Here is a 22,923-nt window from a genome sequence, read left to right on the forward strand (position 1 = left end):
GATAAAATTAGCATTATGAAAAATTTATTAGTCGCATTTTTATTTATTGTGAGCCTTGGAACGATGGCCCAGACAAAAGATAAGGTTCGCTCGATCGAAGTAAAAGGAAGCAGTGAAATTGAAATTACACCGGATGAAATCTTCTTAAGAATTACATTGAAAGAATATAAAAAGGGAGGTAATAAGATTGATTTAAACAAATTAGAATCCGAATTGGTAAGATCAGTTAAAAAGTTAGGTGTCCCAGAGCAGAACTTACGTGTTGAAAATATTAACGGATATAACTGGAATTGGAGAAAGAAAAAGGCGGACGATTTTTTAGGAAGCAAGAGCTTTATCTTGCAAGTAAGTGATCTAAAAAAGATGAACAACTTGGTTGACATGCTGGATTCGGAAGGATTGAATAATGTGAATGTTCAATCTTATTCTCATAGTGACATTGAGGAGTATAGAAAAAAAGTAAAGGTTGGAGCTATGAAAGCAGCAAAAGAAAAAGCAACCTACTTACTTGAAAGTGTTGATGCTGAATTGGGCAGTCTTCTTGAAGTACAAGAAATTGACTATGGCTATCAAGCCCCCATGATGAGCATGAGATCTAATATGGCTTTGGCAGAATCAGATGTTTCTGGATACCAATCTGAAGTGGAGTTCATGAAGATAAAAGTGAGAGCAGAGATTCGGGTAGTTTTTGAGATAAAGTGATTAAATACTATTGAGGCTATTTAACTAGCTACCAACTAAAAATCCGTATCTTGAAGTTCACCCTGAATTATTCGTCATGAAAAAACTGATCACACTTTTAATGCTATTCCCACTCTTTTCCAACGCACAGTGGACAGCCGCTTCACGTATGTCTTCTGGAAAAGGTGAAACAATTGTCACAAATTTTATAAGAGGATATGTAGAGTTGAACAGTGGAACTCGTAAAGAAGGGGAGATCCAACTAAAGGTTTTGAATGGGGATACAGTAGAAATTCGAATAAAGCCAAATGGTGGGAAAAAGGAAAAATATGCGAGAGATCAAGTGGCGAAATTCTACGGAATAATCCTCCTGAAGGATGTGAAGAATGATTTTAAGAAGCCGTTCAAAAACTTCCATTCGGGGAAGGTTTTTCTGGAAAATGGTGAGGAAAAATCCGGAAAAATAGCAATGAGAGTAAGGGAGGCTGCTGAGCATGACGGGACTAAAATTTATGGACCCGTAGGAGTAAAATATGCGAATGAGAATGATGAAGTTACTATTCATATGGCTGCCAATAGTCAGATTGTATATGTCATTCAAACCATCAATGGAACTGATAATCATTACATCAAAGTAGGAAGACAGTTTGTTTCTGTTGGCAATCCGACTGGGAGATTCAGCTATTTCAAGAATCCTAAGCCAACCCATGTACGAGAAGGGACTACAAACTTCACTAAGACAGCAATCCAAGAAGTGGGTGAGGAGGTAGCAGAAGAAGCGGCTGAAGCTGCCGCAAGGAGAAGTCTAAAAGAAAGCCAAAAAAGAGGTGACGATTTTGGGGAATCTATTGGTAACGCAACAGTGGCCGCCATGAACACTGCTAAAGAAGTGAATGAGTTATTCACTCCAGATGAGGATGGAGCCATCTATTTTGAGGAGTATTACATTGTTGACAATACAAATTTGACTCGAAGTATTGTATACAAAAAAAATGTAGATGAAGTGCTTTATTCCTTGCTGGAAGGATGTGGTGTTGATGATCAGATTCCAGATGTCACTAATGGCATCAAAGAACTCACAGAAGTTATGGTTTTCTTGGAGGAGAGTATTTGCGATCAATGATTATGGATTCTCTTGATTTACGTCACAGAGAAATGAGATGACTATGCTCGGGCAATTGGAGAATTACAATAAACTTGCGTTTTTGATAATTTCGTCAAAAATCCGTTTGACTTGTGAGTCTCCATATCCATAGATGGGTGCCCTTTTATTAAACTCTTGAAAGATCACTCCAAAATCTCTGGTAGACTTCTCTTTCATTATGTCGAGGACTAATTGCTCCGGTTGGCCCAGTTTGTCCTCACTCGGAATTCTGTCAAAATGAGCTTCAATAGCTTTCATCACAAAGGGAAAATCGGCATGCATTTGTACTCCCAATTTTAGAAGTCTTTCAATGTCATTACCTCTATAGGCAAACCATAGAATTGCAAATTGATTGACGTTGATTTTAGTTAAAGTTCTCCTTTCATTAAAGGTGGGTATTAGTTCTCCTTTGTCCAATCCTCCAAATCCATACCTCAATGAATTTTTAGGTATCACGAGGGATACTTGAATATTTTTTAGGTAGAGTAAACTGCATACAAACCATAAATTGACCTGACAGAATAGGTCTTCTTCAAACCAAAGGTTTACGTCACCATTTTCTAGACCTGCAATTTTCTGAAATTCAGGTGATACATGCTTATGGTAATCACTATGAGCGTAAGTCTGATCAATAAAGCCTGCCCTTAGCTTGAGCAGCTCTTCCAGTTCTTTAGCTTGAACAGGCCCCTCTACTAAACATTCTCTGGCAATAATGATTTCTCCTGGAAGGTGATCCACAGGAAACTGCTCTTTGAGCGCATCACCATTGAGAATGTGGTAGGTTTTCAAGATTATTAGTTTTGAGTTTCCAGCTCTTCCGTATTTATTTCTGATTCGTTTTCCTCTTTCTTAAAATATCTTTTTTGGAAGATGATAATAAAGCAAATAGCTGTAAAAATTGATGCATCTGCAATATTAAAGACAGGCCACAGAGCCATGTAGTCTCCTCCTAGTAATGGCAACCAACTTGGTAAATAGCCTTCCCAGATATCAATGTAGAACATGTCAATTACTTGCCCATGAAACCAAGGTGTTGGTGCATCAAATGGTGCATTATCAAACCAAATTCCATAAAAAATCGAGTCAATGAGGTTGCCAATAGCACCGCCAAGAATCAAAGCAATACAAATGATCAGTCCAGCATTCATCTGCTTTTTGATCAGACTGTAGAGGTAGTAACCAATAGCGAACATAGCACCGATTCTGAACACAGTAAGGACAAGTTTGCCATATTCAAAATTCAGTTTCATACCAAACGCCATACCGGGATTGGTGAGATAATGTAGTTTAAACCAACTACCGAAAATCATAATTTGACCCTTAGTGCCCATGTCCATATTATAGTACACGACCATTTTTACGATCTGATCCACCAAAATAACTAAGAAGCTTATGAGGAAATATTTCAGTATCTGGTTTTTCATTTAATTAGCTACTTCTATTTGAACATTTATTTCAATCCCGTCAATATCGAATTTTTCAGCTCCATTCACTTCTGTTGCTTGAAGAGCAACAGCTTGCGTCTCAGTTTTGATATACTCTGAAAAATCCACGAGAGCAGTTTTTAGTAGGTCATCCGAAGTGTGATAGCTTATGGCAATTTTATCCTGAACCTCAAGCCCTTTATCTTTTCTTAGATTCTGAATTCTATTCACAACATCTCTGCTCAAACCTTCTTTTCTTAAGTCATTAGTAAGCGTAATATCCAAAGCAACAGTCAATGCTCCTTCGGAAGCAACTAGCCAGCCAGGAATATCTTGTGATGTAATTTCGACATCATCTAACGAAAGCGTAATTTTTTCACCTTCCACTTCAATCTGATATGATCCCGTACTTTCTAAAATTGAAATGTCTTCTTTGGCAAACCCATTAATCACGGCAGCTATAGCTTTCATTTTTGGACCGTGAACCTGGCCAAGCTTTCTGAAGTTTGGTTTGATGTTTTTCACCAAAATCCCAGAAGCATCATCTACATATTCAATTTCTTTTACATTGATCTCTGAAAGAATTAATTCTTCAACAGCCTCAATACTTTCTCTTACCTCGGCTTTTAATATCGGTATCAATACCTTTTGAAGTGGCTGACGTACTTTAATTTTTTCCTTCTTTCTGAGTGAATGAACCAATGAAGAAATGCCTTGAGCAAAGTGCATACTCTCACTCAATGATTGATCAATTACATCTTTTTCTGATTTGGTAAGAATACTTAGATGAACAGATTCGTATTTGAGTGGAGTATCATTTTTGATAGCGGCATCTCTAATTCCATCCGTTAAGTTTTTGTATAGCCATTCAGCATAAAAAGGAGCAATTGGACTCATCAATTGAGCTGTAACCATGAGACATTCATATAGTGTTTCATAGGCAGCTTTTTTATCCTCATTTAGTTCACTTCTCCAGAACCGTTTTCTTGATAATCTAACATACCAGTTAGACACCTGATCATTCACGAAATCTTGAATAGCCCTTGCAGCCTTGGTAGGCTCATAATCTTCATAATAGGAAGTCACATCTTTAATCAGAATTTGAAGTTCTGATATTATCCACCTGTCAAATCGAGGACGATCTGTAATTGGTGTAACGTTCATTTCATCCATCTGGAAATTGTCCAAATTCGCATAGAGTGCAAAAAATGAATACGTATTAGTTAGTGTTCCAAAGAACTTTCTTTGAACTTCAACAATACCATCCAGGTCAAACTTTAAGTTATCCCAAGGGTTGGCATTTGCAATCATGTACCAGCGTGTTGGATCTGCTCCATACTGATCTAATGTTTCAAATGGATTGATCGCATTGCCCAGTCGCTTTGACATCTTGTTGCCATTCTTATCTAGCACAAGTCCATTGGCAATTACATTCTTATAGGCAACACTATCATTTAGGAGTACCGCTATTGCATGAAGTGTAAAGAACCATCCTCTGGTTTGATCTACTCCTTCGGCAATAAAGTCAGCTGGGTAGTTTGATTGAAAAGTATCATCGTTTTCGAATGGATAGTGCCATTGAGCATAAGGCATGGCGCCTGAATCAAACCAAACATCTATCAAATCAGATTCGCGAGTCATTTTTTGGCCTGATTCACTTACCAAGTAAACATCATCTACATAAGGTCGATGAAGATCAAAATCTTCTGGAAGGTCGGCACTCATAAATCCTGCCTCATGTGCTTTATGAACTTCATTTTGAAGTTCTTCAATGCTACCTATACACTTCATCTCGGTTCGATCCTCTGTAACCCAGATAGGCAGTGGAGTTCCCCAGAAACGAGATCTACTCAGATTCCAATCGACTAGATTCCCTAGCCAGTTTCCAAAGCGTCCGGTACCTGTAGACTCTGGCTTCCAATTAATAGTTTTATTCAGTTCTACTAATCTGTCTTTCAAAGCGGTGGTTTTTACAAACCATGAATCCAATGGATAGTAAAGCACTGGCTTGTCTGTTCTCCAGCAATGCGGGTAGGAGTGCTCATACTTTTCAACTTTAAAAGCCTTGTTATCCTCTTTTAGTTTAATGGCTATAAGAACATCTGTTGGTTTGAAGTCAGGATCTTTCCTTTCCTCATCGCTATAATATTCCTCCTTTACAAAGCGTCCTGCAAAATCAGTAACCTCATCAACGAACCTACCTTGCTTGTCAACTAAAGGAACTTCTTGATCTTTCTCATCTTTTACCATTACAGATGGTACACCAGCCTGCTGTGTAACTCTAAAGTCATCTGCTCCAAACACAGATGCTGTATGAACAACCCCAGTTCCGTCCTCAGTAGAAACAAAATCGCCTGGGATGATTCTAAAAGCTTTGGCTTCTAACTCTTCATTAGTCACATAAGGCATCAATTGCTCGTAACGAACCTCTAGAATATCTGACCCTTTGAATTCATTAGTTATTTCAAAAGGGATAAGCTTGTCCCCTTCTTTATAATCAGTTAGCGATACCTCTTTTGCTTTATCTGAAAAATACTTACCGACTAAATCTTTCGCTAATACAACCGAAATAGGTTGATGCGAATACTGATTAAAGGTTTTGACTTTGACATACGTGATCTTTTCACCTACAGCCAAAGCACAGTTTGATGGTAGCGTCCATGGAGTTGTGGTCCATGCAACGATTCTTACATCTTCATTGTCAGAGTCGAAAAGAAAAGAAGATCGATCATCTTTTTTAACCTTAAATTGAGCAACAACGGAAGTGTCTTTGACGTCTCTATAAGTGCCTGGTTGGTTTAATTCATGAGAACTCAACCCTGTTCCAGCAGCAGGAGAGTAAGGTTGTACGGTATACCCCTTATAAAGAAGATCTTTGTCAAAAAGTCTTTTCAGAAGATTCCAAACAGATTCAATGTATTCTTTTTCAAAGGTTACGTATGGATTATCTAAATCTACCCAATATCCCATCTGTCGTGTTAGATCATCCCACTCACCTTTAAATTTCATCACAGCCTCACGGCATTTCGCATTGTATTCTTCCACGGAAATCTTCTTCCCAATATCGTCCTTGGTAATACCGAGTTGTTTTTCAACTTGAAGCTCTACAGGAAGACCGTGAGTATCCCAGCCGCCCTTTCGTTTTACTTGATATCCTTGAAGGGTCTTATATCTGCAAAAAATATCCTTTACTGTACGAGCCATCACATGGTGAATTCCTGGTGTCCCATTTGCGGATGGAGGTCCTTCGTAAAAAGTAAAGGTATCCTTGCCTTCACGAGTGCTTACAGATTGATCGAAAATGCTGCTATCCTCCCAAAACTGGAGGATATCCTTAGCAATTTCCGAATAGCTTACTTTCTTATATTCAGGATATTTCACAGTACCTAAAAGTTCTAATTAGTTTTTTTGCTTTTCTTCTTCTTGGGCTTTCCATCTTCATCTATACCTTCAGCAAGTTCTGGTATATTTTCAATTAATGGATGCTTCCCATCACGTTTTCCGCTATCAAATTGAAGTATGAGTGCAGGTAACACAACTACGTTTGTAATCATTGCAAAAAATAGCGTGATTGATGTAAGCTTTCCAAGTGCGATGGTTCCACCAAACTCCGATAACACGAAAATGATGAAACCGAAGAACAAGATGATAGATGTGTAAATCATACTAGACCCTGTTTCTCGAATACTCTTACTTATAGCTTTTGATACATCAAATTTCTTAGCGAAAAGCTCCTGCCTGTATTTTGCTAAAAAGTGAATGGAATCATCTACCGAAATACCAAAAACTATACTAAAGATTAATGCAGTACTTGGTTTTAGTGGTATTCCGAAGTAACCCATAATACCCGCCGTGATTAAAAGCGGAATAATGTTAGGAATGATAGAGACAATGATCATTTTCACATTCCTAAATAGCAGAGCCATGATCAAAGCAATAATGAAGAAAGCGATGAGCATGGAGGTTAGCAAATTCTCAATCAGGAATTTGTTACCCTTAATGAACATGAGCGTTGTTCCAGTCACGTTTACATCCATTTTTGAATCTACAAAAATGGAGTCTATTTGAGGGGCAATCACACCATTGACTAGGGAGTCTAATTTACTTGATCCTATATCTGCAATTTTTAGGGAAACTCGCACATACCGTCCAGTTGAATCGATAAATGATTGAGAAAGTTCCTCAGTCTCCCCTTCACTTAGGTATCGCATGATAAATGGCATATCTCTGTTTATTGGAAGAGAGTAGAATGCTTCACGCTGATTGTAATATGCTTGTCTAGCAGCTTTAGCGAAACTCACTACTGATATAGGTTGTGATATACCATCGATAGAAGAAATGAAATTTTCAAATTCATCAATCTTCCTTAGGTTTTTCAGGTTCTGAACACCTTTCTTAGTTCCTGTATCAACAATAATTTCCAGAGGCATGACTCCACTAAAGTTCTCTTCAAAGAATCGTAGATCTTTTTTTAGTGGGCTTTTCTCTGGAATGTCATCTACCATATAGGAGACGGCCTTAATTTTTGAAAGCCCTACTGCCGATACCGCTACTACGGCAATGGTTAAAATAAATATGGCAGGACGCATGGTATGAACAGCTATGTCAATCTTTTTGATGACCCAGTCTAGCATTTTAAACTTCAGATGCTTCAGATGTTTCTGAGATGGTGGCTTATAAAGTGAGAACACACCTGGGATCAAAATAATACTCACGATAAAGGTTGCCATGATATTGATACCTGCCACAATACCAAACTCAACAAGCACATTGATTTGTGTAGTAGCTAAAACAAAAAATCCAACAGCTGTTGTAAGATTTGTTATAAACGTAACTACACCGATTTTTCGGATGATCCTACTCAAAGCTTTCATTTGATCACCATGCTCATTGAATTCATGATGATACCTATTTAGCATGTATACACTGTTAGGTATACCTATTACGACAATGATTGGCGGGATTAGTCCTGTGAGTAGTGTGATTTTGTAACCAAGGAGTGCGATGGTTCCCATCACCCAAATTACGACTACTCCGATTATGATCAATGGAAAGAATACCGCTTTGAAAGATCTGAAAAACAAGAAAAGAATGATGCCTGTCACGATCAATGACAACACCAGGAACATATTGAGTTCGTCTTTAACCTTGCTTGTTGTTATTGATCTAGAATATGGAAGGCCAGCAAAGTGAACATCTATCCCGGATTCCTCTTCAAACTTTTTGCCTTGATTTATGATGAAATCGACAAGTTGATCTCTATTTTTCGAATTGAGTATTTCTTTTCGAATAGTTATCAGTAAAAGAGTTGCTCCGTTTTCAGCATTGATTAATTGACCACTATAAAACTTAAGACTTCTCGCTCCTGTGATTAAGCTATCTAGTGTTTTTTGATCTTGTGGGACTTCTTCGAAAATAGGCCTTAACTCGAAAGCTCTCTTTTGATTATTCTTCTCAAGTTTTTGAAGGTTTGGTAACCCTAAAACGTTTCTAATGCCCTCTTTGCCTTCTAGTCTATGAGTTAGCTCACTAAATTTTCTGAAGTTTTCTAATTGGTAAACACTACTATCTTGTATGCCAAGTGCCATAATGTTTCCATCTTCTCCAAATGTGCTTCTAAATTGTCTGAAATAGACCATATCTGGATCTTTTTCAGGAACAATATTAGCCAAGTCATAAGACCACTTGATGTTTTGAGACTGGTATCCCATGAACACTGTTATTGCGGCCAGGATGACCATAAGTGTTACACGAAATTTAAGGATGCTATAAGCTAGTTTGGACCACATAATAAAATAGTGCGCAAAGGTAATTAGATAAGGCTTAGGGGCAAGATTTTCAAGGGTTTATGAATGATTATTACTTCTAGTAGACAAAGCAGCACTAACATCGGTTTTTTTAGAATACAAGTATCTTGCCGTCATGCATAAAAACGTGTGGATACTTACACTAGCCCAGGCATTCATGATGTGTGTAAACTCAATGAATGTTTTTGTTGGTGGGCTTATAGGGAATCAGTTAGCACCTAGTGCAAAATTAGCCACCCTTCCAGTTGCGAGTATTGTGGTTGGAACCGCTGTTTTCACCGTTCCTATTACTTTTTTAATGAAGCGCATAGGCAGAAAGAAAGCATTCTTAATGATAGTACTTTACTCAATTGCTATAGCACTTCTTGCCTCTTATGCCATTTCAATCAAAGGATTTTATTTCTTTTCATTTTGTACTTTTCTTTTAGGAGCTACGAGTGCTTGCATTATGCAGTTTCGCTTTGCCTCCATGGAAAGTGTTTCAGCGGAGAAGATGCCTAAAGCTGCTTCATATGTATTGGTTGGTGGAATTGCCGCTGCATTTTTAGGTCCAGAAGTTGCCATATTTGGAAAGGATTTATTGGAAGTTGAATTTTCAGGATCTTTCTTGCTACTCTCTGGTTTGTTTGCGATTGGGTTATTCATTCTCGCTTTTTATGAAAACACAATTCCTAAGAAAACAATAGAGATTTCTAAACCTCGATCAATGAAGATAATTACCACTCAAAGAGTTTTTTGGGTGGCACTCTTGGGTGCTACAATTGGATATGCAGTAATGACCTTCATGATGACTGCTACACCTATTAGTATGCATGTGATGGATGGACACTCACTTGAAAATACCAAAGTTGTCATACAAAGCCATATCGTAGCTATGTTTTTACCTTCCTTGTTTACAGGCGGATTGATTAAAAAATTTGGTGTTTCCAGAATAATGATTGCAGGGTTAGTGGCATATTTAATTTGTATTGCAATAGCATTTTCCGGTCACTTTGTTTCAAACTACTGGGTTGCGCTTATTCTTCTTGGGCTTGGATGGAACTTCCTTTTTGTTAGCGGAACTGCTCTTTTGCCACAGTCATATCGAGAGAGTGAACGATTTAAAGTTCAGGCATTCAATGAATTTTTTCTATTTACATCTCAAGCGCTTGCATCACTTTCTGCGGGATGGGTAGTCTTCACTTTTGGGTGGGAATCACTATTGGCAATTACAATCCCTTTCATTTTACTACAGATGCTGATTATTGCTATTTGGAATAGAAGTAAAAAGAGAATCTAGTTTCGCTTTTGACAATGACCATTGCCGCTCAATTATGAAAAGGAAATAGCAGAAGACTGTTTAATTTTAAACTAATTCAAAAAATTACAGCTATGCCTAAAATCAGAATCAAATCCGTTCAATGCACTACTCCAGATGAAATAGATAAAGATGAGATGTACTTGAAAATGGATGGCCACAAAATTTGGCCCGAGGGTGAACGTTATCACCGAGTTGATACAGGAGATGTAGAGCACATAAACATGGACTTTGAAGTCTCGGAGGGTTGGAATGAAATTGAATTGTGGGATTACGATTTTGTCACCTTGAATGATAAACTTGGTGTATTCAAGTTTAAAGTGGATGATGAGTACGGAAAATATTCTACCTCAATGACTCTGCTTGAAAGAGATAGCACAGCCAGTTACATGCTTTTTTGGGAAATCTTAGATAAAGAAGGCAAGTCAGTTGACGATTAAACGGGAAGGCGATAGCCTTTAATCGTTTTGTATAACCTCACCGCATGCGAATCTGTAAGTCCGCTAATAAAATCTATAACGATCTGAAGTGCCTCATAAGCGGATTCAACTACATCTAATTGAACTTCATACTCCTCGGGGAGTAACCTTAATACTGATTTATGTTTTGGTAATGGGGAGTCAAAATAGTTGGAATATACAGCTGTAGCAAATGTTTCAATCAGGTTATCAATCACTTCATACCCACCAGCCTCTTTTTCCAACACAAGCTTAGAACGATAGATCTTGTCAATTGAAAGATTAATTATTTTCTTCATTGCGGACGCGGATGGGATCAAACTCGTTAAATCTTGATCAAAAGACCCGTCTAACATCGCTTCTTCATTTTGTATAAATGCTTCAGAACATTCCTGTATTAACTGGCCAATGGCCATTGCTCTTAAGGTACCTAAGCGTTCATTCTGTGAAGGAATCTTTTGTACTTTCTCCTCAGAGTAATTTTCCCCGATTATTTCCGCTAATAAATTTTTTACTGTTTCGAAAGACACTAAACCAAGTCTGCAACCATCCTCAAGGTCAATAATGTGATAGCAAATATCATCTGCAGCCTCCACCAGAAAAGCCAAAGGATGTCTGCACCACTTATTTTCTGCTAATTTGACCAAGCCCATCTCAATGGCCATTTCTTCAAATAGATCAGCATTGCATTGATAGTACCCGAATTTTTTCTGGCTTTTACGCCCCTTTTCTTTTTCGCAAGAAGAAGAAAGCGGGTATTTTGTAAAAGCACCTAAAGTGGCATAGGTAAGTTTTAAACCACCATTGCCTTTCCCATTCAGAATTCTCAATCCTTGAGCATTCCCTTCAAAGGTCGTGAGATCTCTCCATTCAGAATTTGTGACTTTGTTTTTAAAGAAGAGCCCTTTCTCATTGGTCAGAAAGAAAGAAGAAATACTGTCTTCTCCAGAGTGACCAAAAGGAGGATTACCTAAGTCATGGGCTAGGCATGCAGCCCCGACTATTCCCCCAAAATCATGGATACTATATCCTTCGCTTTTGAGCTCGGAATATTTTTCTAGCAAAAAAGTGCCAGCATTTTTAGCTAGCGAACGACCTACTACTGAAACTTCTAAACTGTGGGTGAGACGCGTGTGAACAAAATCATCTTCAGGTAAGGGGAAAACTTGCGTTTTGTCTTGTAGTTTCCTAAATGGATGCGAAAAGATTATTCTATCGAAATCTTGTTCGAATCGACTTCTGGTTTGATCGTGAGAAATATTTGTGGTTTCTCCTGGACGTTTATGAGAAAGTAATTGAAGCCAATTCATGGGTAAAAATTAAGTTTTTTCCAGTAATACCGGGTCTTGTTTAAGAAGTTGGCAAAGCGTTTGGTAGGTTAATGGGTGTCGATCTTTGAATTCTAAAGGCCGCTCGAAGAAGTTCTCGACGGCCACAGCAAAAAATTCTTCGTTGTTAGCGCTACCATATTTTCTAAAAAATTCTTCCGTTCCATTTTTGATTTCTTGCATTGTATGTTGTGCATGCACTTCCCATTTCTCTAATATTTTATGATCAAGAAAATCATATTCGTCGTTCATAATCCTGTTTTCCAATCTTAATGCATGAGCCATTTCATGAAGCCCAAGGTTTCGTCCATCAGATTTCAGATATCCTTCTACAAAATACTTCCATGAAAGCACAATGGTTTTTGCTTTAGGATTAACCTCACCCTTGTGATGTTGCTGATTTGCCTGACTGAAAAATGTGTTAGGGAATACCAAAATGTATCGAAACCAGCGAAGGCGAATCTTTGGAAATCCAAAAGTGAGCTGAATTGCGGAAGCTGAAATTAGCACTTTCATCTCCCATACAACTTGTTCCATTTCTCGCGGAATGAACTTTTTAGAGCTTATAAAAAGAGCCACTCGTCTTTCAAACATTTGTTTTGACTGAGGCGGGAGTTTTTGATAGAATTGAAAATTTTTAGCAAGAAATGCTTTGTGTTTGGCACTCAAGAAAAAGGCCGGAAATAGACTTCCAGTCTGATGAAAGCGTACAACCCATCTGGCAATAAATGGAATCAACAATATGAGTAAATACTGCAAATCAGACTTTTTTCAACAGATGTTTCATATCTACTTTATCGTGAATTTTTTGAATCAACTCTGCCAATGAAACTCTTTCCTGCTGCATACTATCTCTTTCACGAATGGTGACAGTATTATCTTCTAATGTTTGGTGATCGATAGTTACACAAAATGGTGTGCCTATTGCATCCTGTCTTCTGTATCTTCTGCCGATAGCATCTTTCACATCATACTGGAATGAAAAGTCATACTTGATCTCCTCAAGAATTTCTTCGGCTTTTTCAGGAAGCCCATCTTTATTTACTAAGGGAAGTATGGCCACTTTATTTGGAGCAAGCGCTGGTGGTATTCTTAGTACGGTTCGTTCACTTCCATCTTCCAGTTTTTCTTCCGTGTAAGCCGCGGACATAATAGCAAGAAACATTCTATCTAAGCCAATGGAAGTTTCAACCACATATGGTACGTAACTTTCATTTGTGTTTTGATCAAAGAACTGAAGCTTTTTTCCAGAATGCTCTTCATGTGCTTTCAGATCAAAGTCAGTTCTTGAGTGAATGCCTTCCAGCTCTTTAAAGCCCATCGGAAAGTTAAATTCTATGTCTGTTGCAGCATTTGCGTAGTGAGCAAGATTGAGGTGATCGTGAAAACGATAATTGTCTTCACCAAGTCCTAGAGCTTTGTGCCAGTTAATTCGTTTTTCTTTCCAGTGTTCATACCACTTCATATCATCACCGGGCTTCACAAAAAATTGCATTTCCATCTGCTCGAATTCACGCATTCTGAAAATGAATTGGCGTGCAATGATCTCATTTCTGAAAGCTTTTCCAATTTGAGCGATACCGAAAGGGGGTTTCACTCGAGCTGTTTTCTGAACATTGAGGTAGTTCACAAAAATGCCCTGCGCAGTTTCCGGACGTAAATAGATTTTATCTGCCCCGTCTGCTAACGACCCCATTTCGGTAGAGAACATCAAGTTGAATTGACGCACGTCAGTCCAGTTTTTAGATCCAGACACAGGATCAGCAATTTCTAGTTCCTCTATTAAAGCCTTCACATCTTGCAAATCATTAGAATTAAGAGCTTTCCCAATTCTGTCTTCAATTGACTTGATTTTTTCTTTGTAGCCAACTACACGAGGATTCGTAGAAACGAATTGCTCTTCTTCAAAAGAATCACCGAAACGCTTAGCGGCTTTTGTTACTTCTTTCGAGATTTTCCCTTCAACTTTAGCGATATACTCTTCGATCAATACATCCGCTCGATATCTTTTTTTAGAATCTTTGTTATCGATAAGAGGATCGTTAAAAGCATCAACATGGCCGGACGCTTTCCATGTGGTTGGGTGCATGAAGATAGCAGCATCGATACCTACAATGTTTTCATGCATACGTACCATTGCTTGCCACCAATATTGCTTGATATTGTTTTTTAATTCAGAACCGTTTGGGCCATAATCGTAAGTAGCACCAAGACCATCATAGATATCACTAGATGGATAGACAAAACCATACTCTTTGCAGTGTGAAACAATATTTTTTAGTGATCCTCCGTCAGGTGTATTGCTCATAGCTCGCAAAGATATGTTTACTGATTTTCTTTTGGCTTTCGAGAGATAATTTTTTGATTACTTGTCAAATTTGAGCTGCATTTGCTCCAGACTTTGAATAGATCCGACGACTGTTAATGTGTCTTTAAATCTCAATCGGGTATACCCATGAGTAATGATGGTCTGACCACCACGAACTACCGAAAGGATAATGACATCTGCAGGAAGTCTTAAATCGCGTAAGGTGATACCATGAAGATCATGATTGAGCAATTCGATATCTCTTGTATCTTTTCCTTTTGACATACCCAATAGAAGAGATGCTGCCTGTGGCGACCTCACAAAATGATCCAATAGACTTACAATGGCAGTTGATGGGTCAACGATTTTTGCGCCAATGGCTAAGAATTTTTGGGAATTATATCGCTGATTTAGTCGTACGATTAGATCTCTGGTTCCAAACTTATTATAAGCGATTTCACAAATTTGAAGATTTTCTTCGTCTGTAAGCATACAAACAATTGCTTCAGATTTGTGGGCTTGAATCTTTCTTAGTTCTGCCACAGAGAAATCCTTTAGGTATACCATGTTTATGCCATCTGGTTCCTGAAAAGTTCCAATGTCCTTCTTTGTGGCAAGCTGCACTTCCCATCCATTATCTAATAGTTGATGTGCTAAGGCCACAGATTGACTTTCAAAACCAATAATTGTAGCATCGCGAATGCCATCGAATTCAGGTGTTGGTGCTTTACTTCGGTCTTCGCCAACTTGATAAATAGCCCATTTAAAAAGCGGTGGACCAATAAATTGATTAATGACTATCAAAGCGATAATTACTGTTGCGAATTCTTGCCCCCATTCTGGAAATTCGTTTGAGACAACTGTTGCCAACCCAAGGGCAACTCCTGCTTGAGTCATGTATGGCATCCAACCAATGTGATTAAATTTCATGGGATCTTTTGCAAGAAAACCTCCTGTATAAGCTCCTATGATCATTGTCACAGTCCTGATTAAAAATAAAATAAGTGCAACTCCGATTACACCTATTATTTGATTTAAGGCAAATGTTGCTCCTGTGAGAGTGAAGAAACAGACATAAACTGGAATACTAAGATCTTCTAAGATTTTTAGAAACTCTGGTCGTGATTTAGAATAATTAGTAACGGCAAAACTTGCCAAGATGCAAATTAGAAGTGGCTCAAAAGAAATGGCATGATGAAGATATCTTTCAGTGTATATATCAACATAAAATGAAAGTAAATATGCTGAATACCCTATCAAGAGAACTAAGGCCGTTTTAGAGTATCTTCTAATGCGCCACGCTAAAGCTCGCTTTAATATGAATCCATAGACAAAGAACCCAAGTATGAAGGATAAACTGAGTTCTAAGAAAAGAATCAGTATTTCGATATAGTTAAATTCTTCTCCCGAAATCAAAACCTGAGATAAGGAAATGCAGATAGAAAAAAGGACAATGACTAAAAAGTCTTTCACAACTGTAACACCCATCACAGTCTGAACAAATGGCCCTTTGGCTCTTAACTCGTTGATTATCGCAATTGCGGAAGCAGGTGATCGTGCCACGAAAATGGCCGCAGTAATCATAGCGACTGAAATCCTTGCTGCGTTATTCATTTCAGCCATGTATGGGATGAAATCAGCAACGAAAAATACCACTATAGATCCCAGCACAAAAGTGACGACTAACTGTCCGAATGTATTCCATTTAATGGAATTAATTCTACTTCTTAATTCCCTGAGATACAATTCTGCTCCAGCAGCAAATGCGATGAAAGCTAAAGCAGTCTCATTTATAAAATTGAGATTTGTTTTTGCTGAAATAGGGATAAGCCCTATGATATAGGGACCTGCAATCAGTCCTGTGAAAATGAGTCCTGTAATTAACGGGAGTCGTATTCTCTGGAAGGCCTTTGCTATTTGATTCGCAGCAATAGCAATGACAAAAAAACCAGCAACTAGTGCAATTAACTCTTTATTATCCGTGATTAAATCCAAATAATTGTCTTTTGGCGTACATCTTGCAAGATTGTTTCAGGTAACTTCACTTTGTTAGCATCAAACAGTCTTCGATGTACGTAATTGTTAATGTTTAAAACGAAAGATAATTTATATGAACAAGACCATAATCTCTCTTACTCTTATTCTTTTTTCATTTGGAGTTTTTAGCCAAAATGGGGTTTCACATCAGTCGTTTGATGAGTTACTTCAAAAATATGTAGATGAAAAAGGTTTGGTAAACTACAAGGGCATAGATTCTGAGCGAGCTAAATTTAAGGCCTATTTGACAATGATTGAAGGCAATTCGCCACAAAAATCATGGACCAGAGATCAAAAATTGGCTTATTGGATTAACGCCTATAATGCTTTCACCATAGAACTCATTCTGAGAAATTACCCAGTTGAGAGTATTAAGGATATTGGAGCTAAAATTAAGATTCCATTTGTGAATACTCCTTGGGATGTGAAGTTTATTAAGATAGGGGGCGAAGAATATGACTTAAATAATCTTGAGCACGGGATCATTAGAAAAGATTTCAACGAACCAAGAATCCACTTTGCATTGGTTTGTGCAGCAGTCTCTTGTCCAAAGTTGCAAAACCGAGCTTATATGCCTGAAAAACTAGATGAGCAGTTGACCAAAGCGGCAAAAGATTTTTTAGCGGACCCCACTAAAAATGAATTTAAGAGTGATAAAAAAGCCAAGCTTTCGAAGCTGTTTAACTGGTATGGAGGAGACTTCAATAATGATGGAACCTTAATCGAATACATCAATCAATATGCTCCCACTAAACTTAATAAGGATGCTAATATTGATTGGAAGGATTATAATTGGAAACTGAACGAACAATAGATAAAAGAGGCCTGATTTGGTCAGGCCTCTTTAATTACTTAATTATTTTTCTTCCGACACTATGATATTCAAAACCTAGTTCTTCCATTTGTGGGAGATCATAGAGGTTTCTGCCGTCAAAGATTACTTTATTCTTAAGAGCATTCACCATTTTTTCAAACTCAGGGGTTCGGAAAATTGGCCATTCGGTCATGATCATCAATGCGTCTGCATCTTGAAGTGCATCATATTGGTCACCTGCAAAATGCACCTGATCTTTAAACAAACTCTTCACGTTCTCCATTGCTTCTGGATCATAGGCTCTCACTTTTGCTCCTTTATCAAGCAATGCTTGAATGTTCTCTAAGGCAGGAGCCTCTCTGATATCATCAGTATATGGCTTAAAAGCCAAACCCCAAACAGCAATTGTTTTACCTGATAAGTCTCCGTCGAAATAATTCAACAAGGGGTTTATCATTTTTTGCTTCTGATGTTGATTAACGTCCATTACAGAATTCAATATTTTGAAATCGTAATCGACTTCAGAAGAAGACTTAGCCAATGCTTGCACATCTTTCGGAAAGCAACTTCCACCATAACCTATCCCTGCGAATAAGAAACGATTGCCAATTCTTGTATCTGTTCCAATTCCTTTTCTTACTTTATCAACATCAGCCCCAAGAAGTTCGCAAAGATTTGCTATCTCGTTCATGAATGTGATTTTTGTTGCAAGGAATGAATTCGCTGCATACTTCGTGAGTTCAGCTGAACGTACGTCCATGAAAATAACAGGATTGCCTTGCCTCACAAACGGAGCATACAATTTCTCCATGAGTTTAATAGATTTCTCAGACTCAGCTCCAATGACTACACGATCTGGCTTCATGAAATCTTCAACCGCAACACCTTCTCTTAAGAATTCAGGATTTGAAACTACTTCGAAATCGACTTTCGCTCCATCTTTTACCTTGGCGGTTACTTTTTCTGCCGTTCCTACCGGGACTGTGCTTTTATCTACAATGACTGTAAAGTCTTCAAGTAAGGGCCCAAGATCCTCTGCAACTTTCAATACATATTGTAGATCAGCTGACCCATCTTCGCCAGGAGGCGTTGGTAGGGCCAAGAATATTATTTGAGCCCCTTTTATTCCCTCTTCTAGATTTGTTGTAAACTCTAATCGTCCTTGACGAATATTCCTTTCGAACAATGCCTCAAGTCCAGGTTCGTATATTGTGATTTGCTTATTGCTTAGTTTTCTGACTTTTTCTTCGTCTATATCAATGCATGTTACATGATTGCCTGTTTCTGCGAAACAAGTGCCTGTTACTAGGCCAACATAGCCAGTTCCAACAACTGCGATTTTCATGGTTGTATAACTTTTAATTCTAACGGTCGGCAAAGCTAAGCCTTGTTTATTTACCAAAAGAAGAACTCATCTATTTTTAGATGAACAAGATTAGTAATTTTGCGTTCCCATTAAAGCAAACGTTTTAAATATGTCAACAGCAACATTAGCCCCAGCCTCAGAAGTCACTGAGAATAAAGAGATGATCGCACAGATGGTAAGAGATTTCTGTGCTAAAGAGATTGAGCCACATAAGATGATATGGGATGAATCTCAGGAGTTTCCCAAAGAAGTCTTTCATAAAATGGGGGAACTCGGACTTATGGGAGTGCTTGTGCCTCAAGAGTATGGAGGAGCAGGGTTTGGGTATCATGAATACGTCACAGCAATCATAGAGCTATCAAAAGTTGATGGATCTATCGGTCTTTCAATGGCAGCTCATAATTCCCTTTGTACAGGCCATATTCTCCAGCATGGGAGTGAAGAACAAAAGCAAAAATATTTGCCGAAGTTGGCCACTGGGGAATGGATTGGTGCATGGGGTCTTACTGAACCGAATACGGGATCTGATGCAGGCAACATGAAGACTGTTGCAAAGAAAGACGGTGACGATTGGGTCTTGAATGGAGCAAAGAACTTTATCACCCATGGAAACTCAGGAAATGTAGCTGTGGTAATTGCTAGAACAGGTGAGCCGGGTCAATCAAGGAACGCGAGTGCTTTTATTGTGGAAAGGACGAACCCAGGATTCAAGCAAGGAAGAAAAGAGGATAAATTGGGAATGAGGTGCTCAGAAACTTCAGAAATGATTTTTGAAGAATGTAGAATCCCAGCAGAAAATTTAATAGGAGAAGTTGGTGAAGGATTTGTGCAAGCATTAAAAGTTCTAGACGGAGGACGTATTTCAATTGCTGCACTTGGTTGCGGTATCGCGGAGGGCGCGCTTAACGCAGCTATCGCATATTCTCAAGAAAGAGAACAATTTGGAAAGTCTATATCTAAGTTTCAAGGAATTGCATTTAAACTAGCTGATATGGCAGTAAAAGTTGAGGCAGCTAAACTTTTAACTTTTCAGTCTGCAGAGTTGAAAAATCAAGGTAAGAATATCAACCGAGAATCAGCGATGGCAAAACTATATTCATCAGAAATTGCCGTTGAGGTGGCCAATGATGGTGTGCAAGTTTTTGGAGGTTATGGCTATACAAAAGACTATCCTGCAGAAAAATACTATAGAGATGCTAAGCTATGCACCATAGGAGAAGGGACCTCTGAAATTCAAAAGATTGTTATATCAAGAACCTTATTTAATCAATAATTGTAATGCATTAAAATAGCTGCTATATTTGCGGCCCATAAAAAATTCTGAAATGTTAATAATCAACGTTAAAGAGAACGAATCAATAGACCGAGCACTTAAGAGATACAAGAAGAAGTTTGAAAAAACGGGTGTACTCAGAGAACTTAGATCAAGAACTCACTTCAAGAAGCCTTCAGTTGCTAGAAGAGAGGAGATCATAAAAGCGAGATACATTCAGCACATAAGAGACGAGGAAAATAAATAACCTTTTCTCCTTCTTCTTCACCTAAGATTTTAATAAGTTAGTATTCACCTCAATTTTAGAGGTGAGACTGCTTATGGTGGAGACTTTCCTCAAATATCTGTCCTTCGAAAAACGCTATAGCAAGCATACGCTTGAAGCATACGGGAAAGACCTTAATCAATTTTCTGGCTTTTTGGAAAAGGATTTTGAAATCCAAGATCTTTCAAAAGTAAAGCATGCTCAAATTAGAGGTTGGATCGTGCAATTAATGGATGAAGGACTTTCGCCAAAATCTGTTAATCGGAAAATAGCAACACTCAAATCCTTCTATAAATTTCTTTTGGGCCGAGAATTCGTGGAGTCAAACCCGACATCTCAGATAAAGCCTCTAAAAACTGAAAAAGACCTTCCAGCTTTTGTCAAAGAGGAAGAAATTACAAATCTTTTGGATAGGGTTGAATTCCCGAAAGACTTTTCAGGTCATAGAGATAGGCTACTCCTTGAGCTTTTATATTCTACAGGCATTCGGTTGTCGGAACTTCAGGGATTAAAAGATTCTGATGTAAACTTTTATGCTAATACTATTCTTGTGCTTGGAAAAAGAAATAAAGAACGTATCATCCCAATTGGAAATTCGTTAATACAATTGATAGTTGACTATCTAAAAGTGCGGGATCAAATAACCATTAAAGAGGAAAAACTTCTGGTTACAGACACTGGAAATGCTTTATATCCAATGTTTATTTATCGCAAGGTAAAGAAGTATTTAACCGCGGTAACTACATTGAGTAAAAAGAGTCCTCATGTGATGAGACACACTTTTGCGACTCATTTATTAAATAAAGGTGCAGACCTAAATGCAGTTAAAGATTTGCTAGGACATACCAGTTTGGCTGCTACGCAGGTTTACACCCACAATTCTATAGAAAAGCTGAAGGCAGCCTTTGATCAGGCACATCCTAAAGCATAATGTATAACCTTTTAAACGCGACAGACATGAAGTTACAGATGCATTCCATTCACTTTGACGCAGATAGTAAGCTGCTTGATTTTATCCAAAAGAAAGTTGATAAATTGGAAACATTCTACGATAGGATAATTGATGGGGAGGTCTTTCTACGGGTAGAAAATGACGAAACTAAGGAGAATAAAATTGTTGAAATAAAATTGAATGGACCTAAGAATCAGTTTTTCTCAAAAGAAAAAGCACGATCCTTTGAGGTCGGAGTTGATGCAGCTGTAGAAGCATTAAGAAGACAACTGAAGAAGCATAAAGAGAAGGCTTTAGCTCACTAGTAAATATTGGTCAACAACAAAAAGCCTCACTCTACAATTGAAGAGTGAGGCTTTTCATTTAAAAAGAATACAGCATTAACTTTTCCATTTGATAGTGCATCCTATAGCTCTTTTTTCTGTAACGGAAGGCTTACTTCCAGAAAGCACAGCATTTATTGCATTTTCCACATATGTTTCAGATACATCAGAAGGATCATTCGGACTATCATCAATAGCGCCAATGAATTCTACCTTATACTTCCCATTTGCTTCTTTGTTGAGCACATAAACATGTGGTGTTTTGGTTGCACCAAAGGCTTTAGTCACCTCTTGACTATCATCTCTTAAATAAGGAAAAGTATAGCTTTTATTTTTAGCTCTTTTCTTCATTTCATCCATTGAATCGCCAGGTTGCTGAACAATGTCATTAGGGTTGATTGCAACTAAAGGGAATCCTTTATCAGCGAATTTTTTATCTAAATCAATAATTCTGGATTCGTAAGCATTCGCATATGGGCAAGTGTTGCATGTAAATACCACGATAAATCCTTTTGCTGAACTAAAGTCAGACATGGATACCATTTTTCCATCGGTATTAGGTAGTTTGAAATCTGCGGCGTAATCACCCACACTGTATCCGGCCAATGGTCTTGAAGCATTCGTGAATAATAAAGCTACTACAGCCATCATTCCGATTATAAGTATAAATGTTCGTTTCATGGTTTTGGACATTTGTTAGTTCAAATATTTTTTAACGGTCTTCTCTAATTCTTCTTTAGTAAACGCTTTTTCATGGAAATACGTTTTACCCAAGTCTGTGACAAATAAGGTCGCAGGAATAGCGCCACTCCATTCTTGACTTACCTTAGACATATAAGTATCAGGATCTTTCTCATCAAGAAAAAGAACGTCTGAGTTAAGAGCTCTTTTTGTAACGAATTTCTTTACTCGTTCAACTTCATTTTGGAAATCAATACTAACGAGATAGACTTTTATATTAGTATTCTTTGATTCGAGTTCATCAAAATATGGGAGTTCTTTTATGCACGGAGCACACCATGTTGCCCAAAAATTAAAAACAGTAAGTTCTGATTCAGTATAAAGAATCTTGTCTTGCAATTCCGAAAATTTTATCACTTCTACCTTTTGAGCAGAGAGTTGTATCGACACAAGAATTGCAAAAGCCAAAACAATTTTTTTCATCATATGAAATACGAAATTAAAGAATTCAAGTTTTATACCGCAAGACAAAATTTTTGTACAAAAGCTAGATAGTTTCTTTTTCGACCTAATTCACAATCTATTCTGTTAATGATGCATTAACTAATGTCAATATGATCAAGTTTTTTTCCAAATCCTTCAAGGGGGAGCATATTGTATATATTCAACTTGTGACAGACATTCAAATTATTGGATCCAAACAAGTCAAAGCTTTTTTATCCACATTTCGTAAAAGTTATCCACATTTTTAACTGAATTGATGAT

Annotated in this window: 20 protein-coding genes; 9 read left to right on the forward strand and 11 right to left on the reverse strand. The window is 37.8% G+C overall.

What is annotated here, in order from left to right; genetic code table 11:
- The first annotated feature begins 15 nt into the window (after positions 1-15).
- Entirely contained in the window at positions 16-702 is a 687-nt protein-coding gene (locus tag ABJQ32_17000; GenBank protein ID MEP5291357.1) for an SIMPL domain-containing protein, read from the forward strand.
- Between the two features lie 76 nt (positions 703-778).
- The gene (locus ABJQ32_17005) at positions 779-1,804 is read left to right on the forward strand and encodes a hypothetical protein (protein MEP5291358.1); all 1,026 of its coding nucleotides are present in this window, start codon (positions 779-781) and stop codon (positions 1,802-1,804) included.
- 63 nt (positions 1,805-1,867) lie between these two features.
- Here ABJQ32_17005 and ABJQ32_17010 read toward each other — a convergent pair whose 3' ends face one another.
- The 4 genes from ABJQ32_17010 to ABJQ32_17025 are packed head-to-tail and all read right to left on the reverse strand — an operon-like array spanning position 1,868 to position 8,960.
- Positions 1,868-2,614 carry a DUF1835 domain-containing protein gene (locus tag ABJQ32_17010; GenBank protein ID MEP5291359.1) on the reverse strand — a complete coding sequence of 249 codons (747 nt, stop codon included), beginning with the start codon at positions 2,612-2,614 and terminating at the stop codon, positions 1,868-1,870.
- 5 nt (positions 2,615-2,619) lie between these two features.
- Positions 2,620-3,249 (reverse strand): lipoprotein signal peptidase, encoded by a 630-nt coding sequence (locus ABJQ32_17015; protein ID MEP5291360.1) that lies wholly within the window; start codon positions 3,247-3,249, stop codon positions 2,620-2,622.
- Positions 3,250-6,630, reverse strand: coding sequence for an isoleucine--tRNA ligase (ileS, locus tag ABJQ32_17020; protein MEP5291361.1), 3,381 nt, complete (start codon positions 6,628-6,630; stop codon positions 3,250-3,252).
- 14 nt (positions 6,631-6,644) lie between these two features.
- On the reverse strand, positions 6,645-8,960 hold the full coding sequence (locus ABJQ32_17025) for an MMPL family transporter (GenBank protein ID MEP5291362.1): 2,316 nt from the start codon (positions 8,958-8,960) through the stop codon (positions 6,645-6,647).
- Between the two features lie 211 nt (positions 8,961-9,171).
- Here ABJQ32_17025 and ABJQ32_17030 point away from each other — a divergent pair, with 211 nt between their 5' ends.
- Together ABJQ32_17030 and ABJQ32_17035 are read left to right on the forward strand one after the other, a co-directional pair.
- Positions 9,172-10,335, forward strand: a complete 1,164-nt coding sequence (locus ABJQ32_17030; GenBank protein ID MEP5291363.1) for an MFS transporter — start codon at positions 9,172-9,174, stop codon at positions 10,333-10,335.
- Positions 10,336-10,427: 92 nt separating this feature from the next.
- Complete coding sequence (locus ABJQ32_17035) at positions 10,428-10,793, forward strand: hypothetical protein (protein ID MEP5291364.1); 366 nt, start codon at positions 10,428-10,430, stop codon at positions 10,791-10,793.
- Here ABJQ32_17035 and ABJQ32_17040 read toward each other — a convergent pair.
- Genes ABJQ32_17040 through ABJQ32_17055 form a run of 4 tightly spaced genes read right to left on the reverse strand, consistent with a single transcriptional unit; the run spans position 10,790 to position 16,442 of the window.
- Positions 10,790-12,121, reverse strand: coding sequence for a deoxyguanosinetriphosphate triphosphohydrolase (locus ABJQ32_17040; GenBank protein MEP5291365.1), 1,332 nt, complete (start codon positions 12,119-12,121; stop codon positions 10,790-10,792). The two genes, ABJQ32_17035 and ABJQ32_17040, sit on opposite strands and share 4 nt — an antisense overlap.
- A gap of 9 nt (positions 12,122-12,130) precedes the next feature.
- Entirely contained in the window at positions 12,131-12,898 is a 768-nt protein-coding gene (locus ABJQ32_17045; protein MEP5291366.1) for a zinc-dependent peptidase, read from the reverse strand.
- 1 nt (position 12,899) lies between these two features.
- Positions 12,900-14,447, reverse strand: a complete 1,548-nt coding sequence (locus ABJQ32_17050; GenBank protein MEP5291367.1) for a glycine--tRNA ligase — start codon at positions 14,445-14,447, stop codon at positions 12,900-12,902.
- Positions 14,448-14,504: 57 nt separating this feature from the next.
- The gene (locus ABJQ32_17055) at positions 14,505-16,442 is read right to left on the reverse strand and encodes a cation:proton antiporter (GenBank protein MEP5291368.1); all 1,938 of its coding nucleotides are present in this window, start codon (positions 16,440-16,442) and stop codon (positions 14,505-14,507) included.
- A 115-nt stretch (positions 16,443-16,557) separates the two neighbouring features.
- On the opposite strand from ABJQ32_17055, the gene ABJQ32_17060 reads away from it, so the two are divergent.
- Positions 16,558-17,298: a DUF547 domain-containing protein gene (locus ABJQ32_17060; protein ID MEP5291369.1), complete on the forward strand. Its 741-nt coding sequence runs from the start codon at positions 16,558-16,560 to the stop codon at positions 17,296-17,298.
- Between the two features lie 34 nt (positions 17,299-17,332).
- On the opposite strand, the gene ABJQ32_17065 is transcribed toward ABJQ32_17060, so the two are convergent.
- Positions 17,333-18,643, reverse strand: coding sequence for a UDP-glucose/GDP-mannose dehydrogenase family protein (locus ABJQ32_17065; GenBank protein ID MEP5291370.1), 1,311 nt, complete (start codon positions 18,641-18,643; stop codon positions 17,333-17,335).
- Positions 18,644-18,773: 130 nt separating this feature from the next.
- Here ABJQ32_17065 and ABJQ32_17070 point away from each other — a divergent pair, with 130 nt between their 5' ends.
- The 4 genes from ABJQ32_17070 (at position 18,774) to raiA (ending at position 21,459) form a co-directional block, all read left to right on the forward strand.
- Positions 18,774-19,937 (forward strand): acyl-CoA dehydrogenase family protein, encoded by a 1,164-nt coding sequence (locus tag ABJQ32_17070; protein MEP5291371.1) that lies wholly within the window; start codon positions 18,774-18,776, stop codon positions 19,935-19,937.
- A 52-nt stretch (positions 19,938-19,989) separates the two neighbouring features.
- Complete coding sequence (rpsU, locus tag ABJQ32_17075; protein MEP5291372.1) at positions 19,990-20,184, forward strand: 30S ribosomal protein S21; 195 nt, start codon at positions 19,990-19,992, stop codon at positions 20,182-20,184.
- A 61-nt stretch (positions 20,185-20,245) separates the two neighbouring features.
- Positions 20,246-21,133 carry a tyrosine-type recombinase/integrase gene (locus ABJQ32_17080; protein MEP5291373.1) on the forward strand — a complete coding sequence of 296 codons (888 nt, stop codon included), beginning with the start codon at positions 20,246-20,248 and terminating at the stop codon, positions 21,131-21,133.
- A 26-nt stretch (positions 21,134-21,159) separates the two neighbouring features.
- Positions 21,160-21,459 carry a ribosome-associated translation inhibitor RaiA gene (gene raiA, locus ABJQ32_17085; GenBank protein MEP5291374.1) on the forward strand — a complete coding sequence of 100 codons (300 nt, stop codon included), beginning with the start codon at positions 21,160-21,162 and terminating at the stop codon, positions 21,457-21,459.
- A 75-nt stretch (positions 21,460-21,534) separates the two neighbouring features.
- On the opposite strand, the gene ABJQ32_17090 is transcribed toward raiA, so the two are convergent.
- Together ABJQ32_17090 and ABJQ32_17095 are read right to left on the reverse strand one after the other, a co-directional pair.
- On the reverse strand, positions 21,535-22,158 hold the full coding sequence (locus ABJQ32_17090; protein MEP5291375.1) for a thioredoxin family protein: 624 nt from the start codon (positions 22,156-22,158) through the stop codon (positions 21,535-21,537).
- Positions 22,159-22,173: 15 nt separating this feature from the next.
- Positions 22,174-22,641, reverse strand: a complete 468-nt coding sequence (locus ABJQ32_17095; protein MEP5291376.1) for a TlpA disulfide reductase family protein — start codon at positions 22,639-22,641, stop codon at positions 22,174-22,176.
- Positions 22,642-22,923 lie beyond the last annotated feature (282 nt).

It is taken from the genome of Marinobacter alexandrii (assembly GCA_039984955.1).
Lineage (GTDB): Bacteria > Bacteroidota > Bacteroidia > Cytophagales > Cyclobacteriaceae > Ekhidna.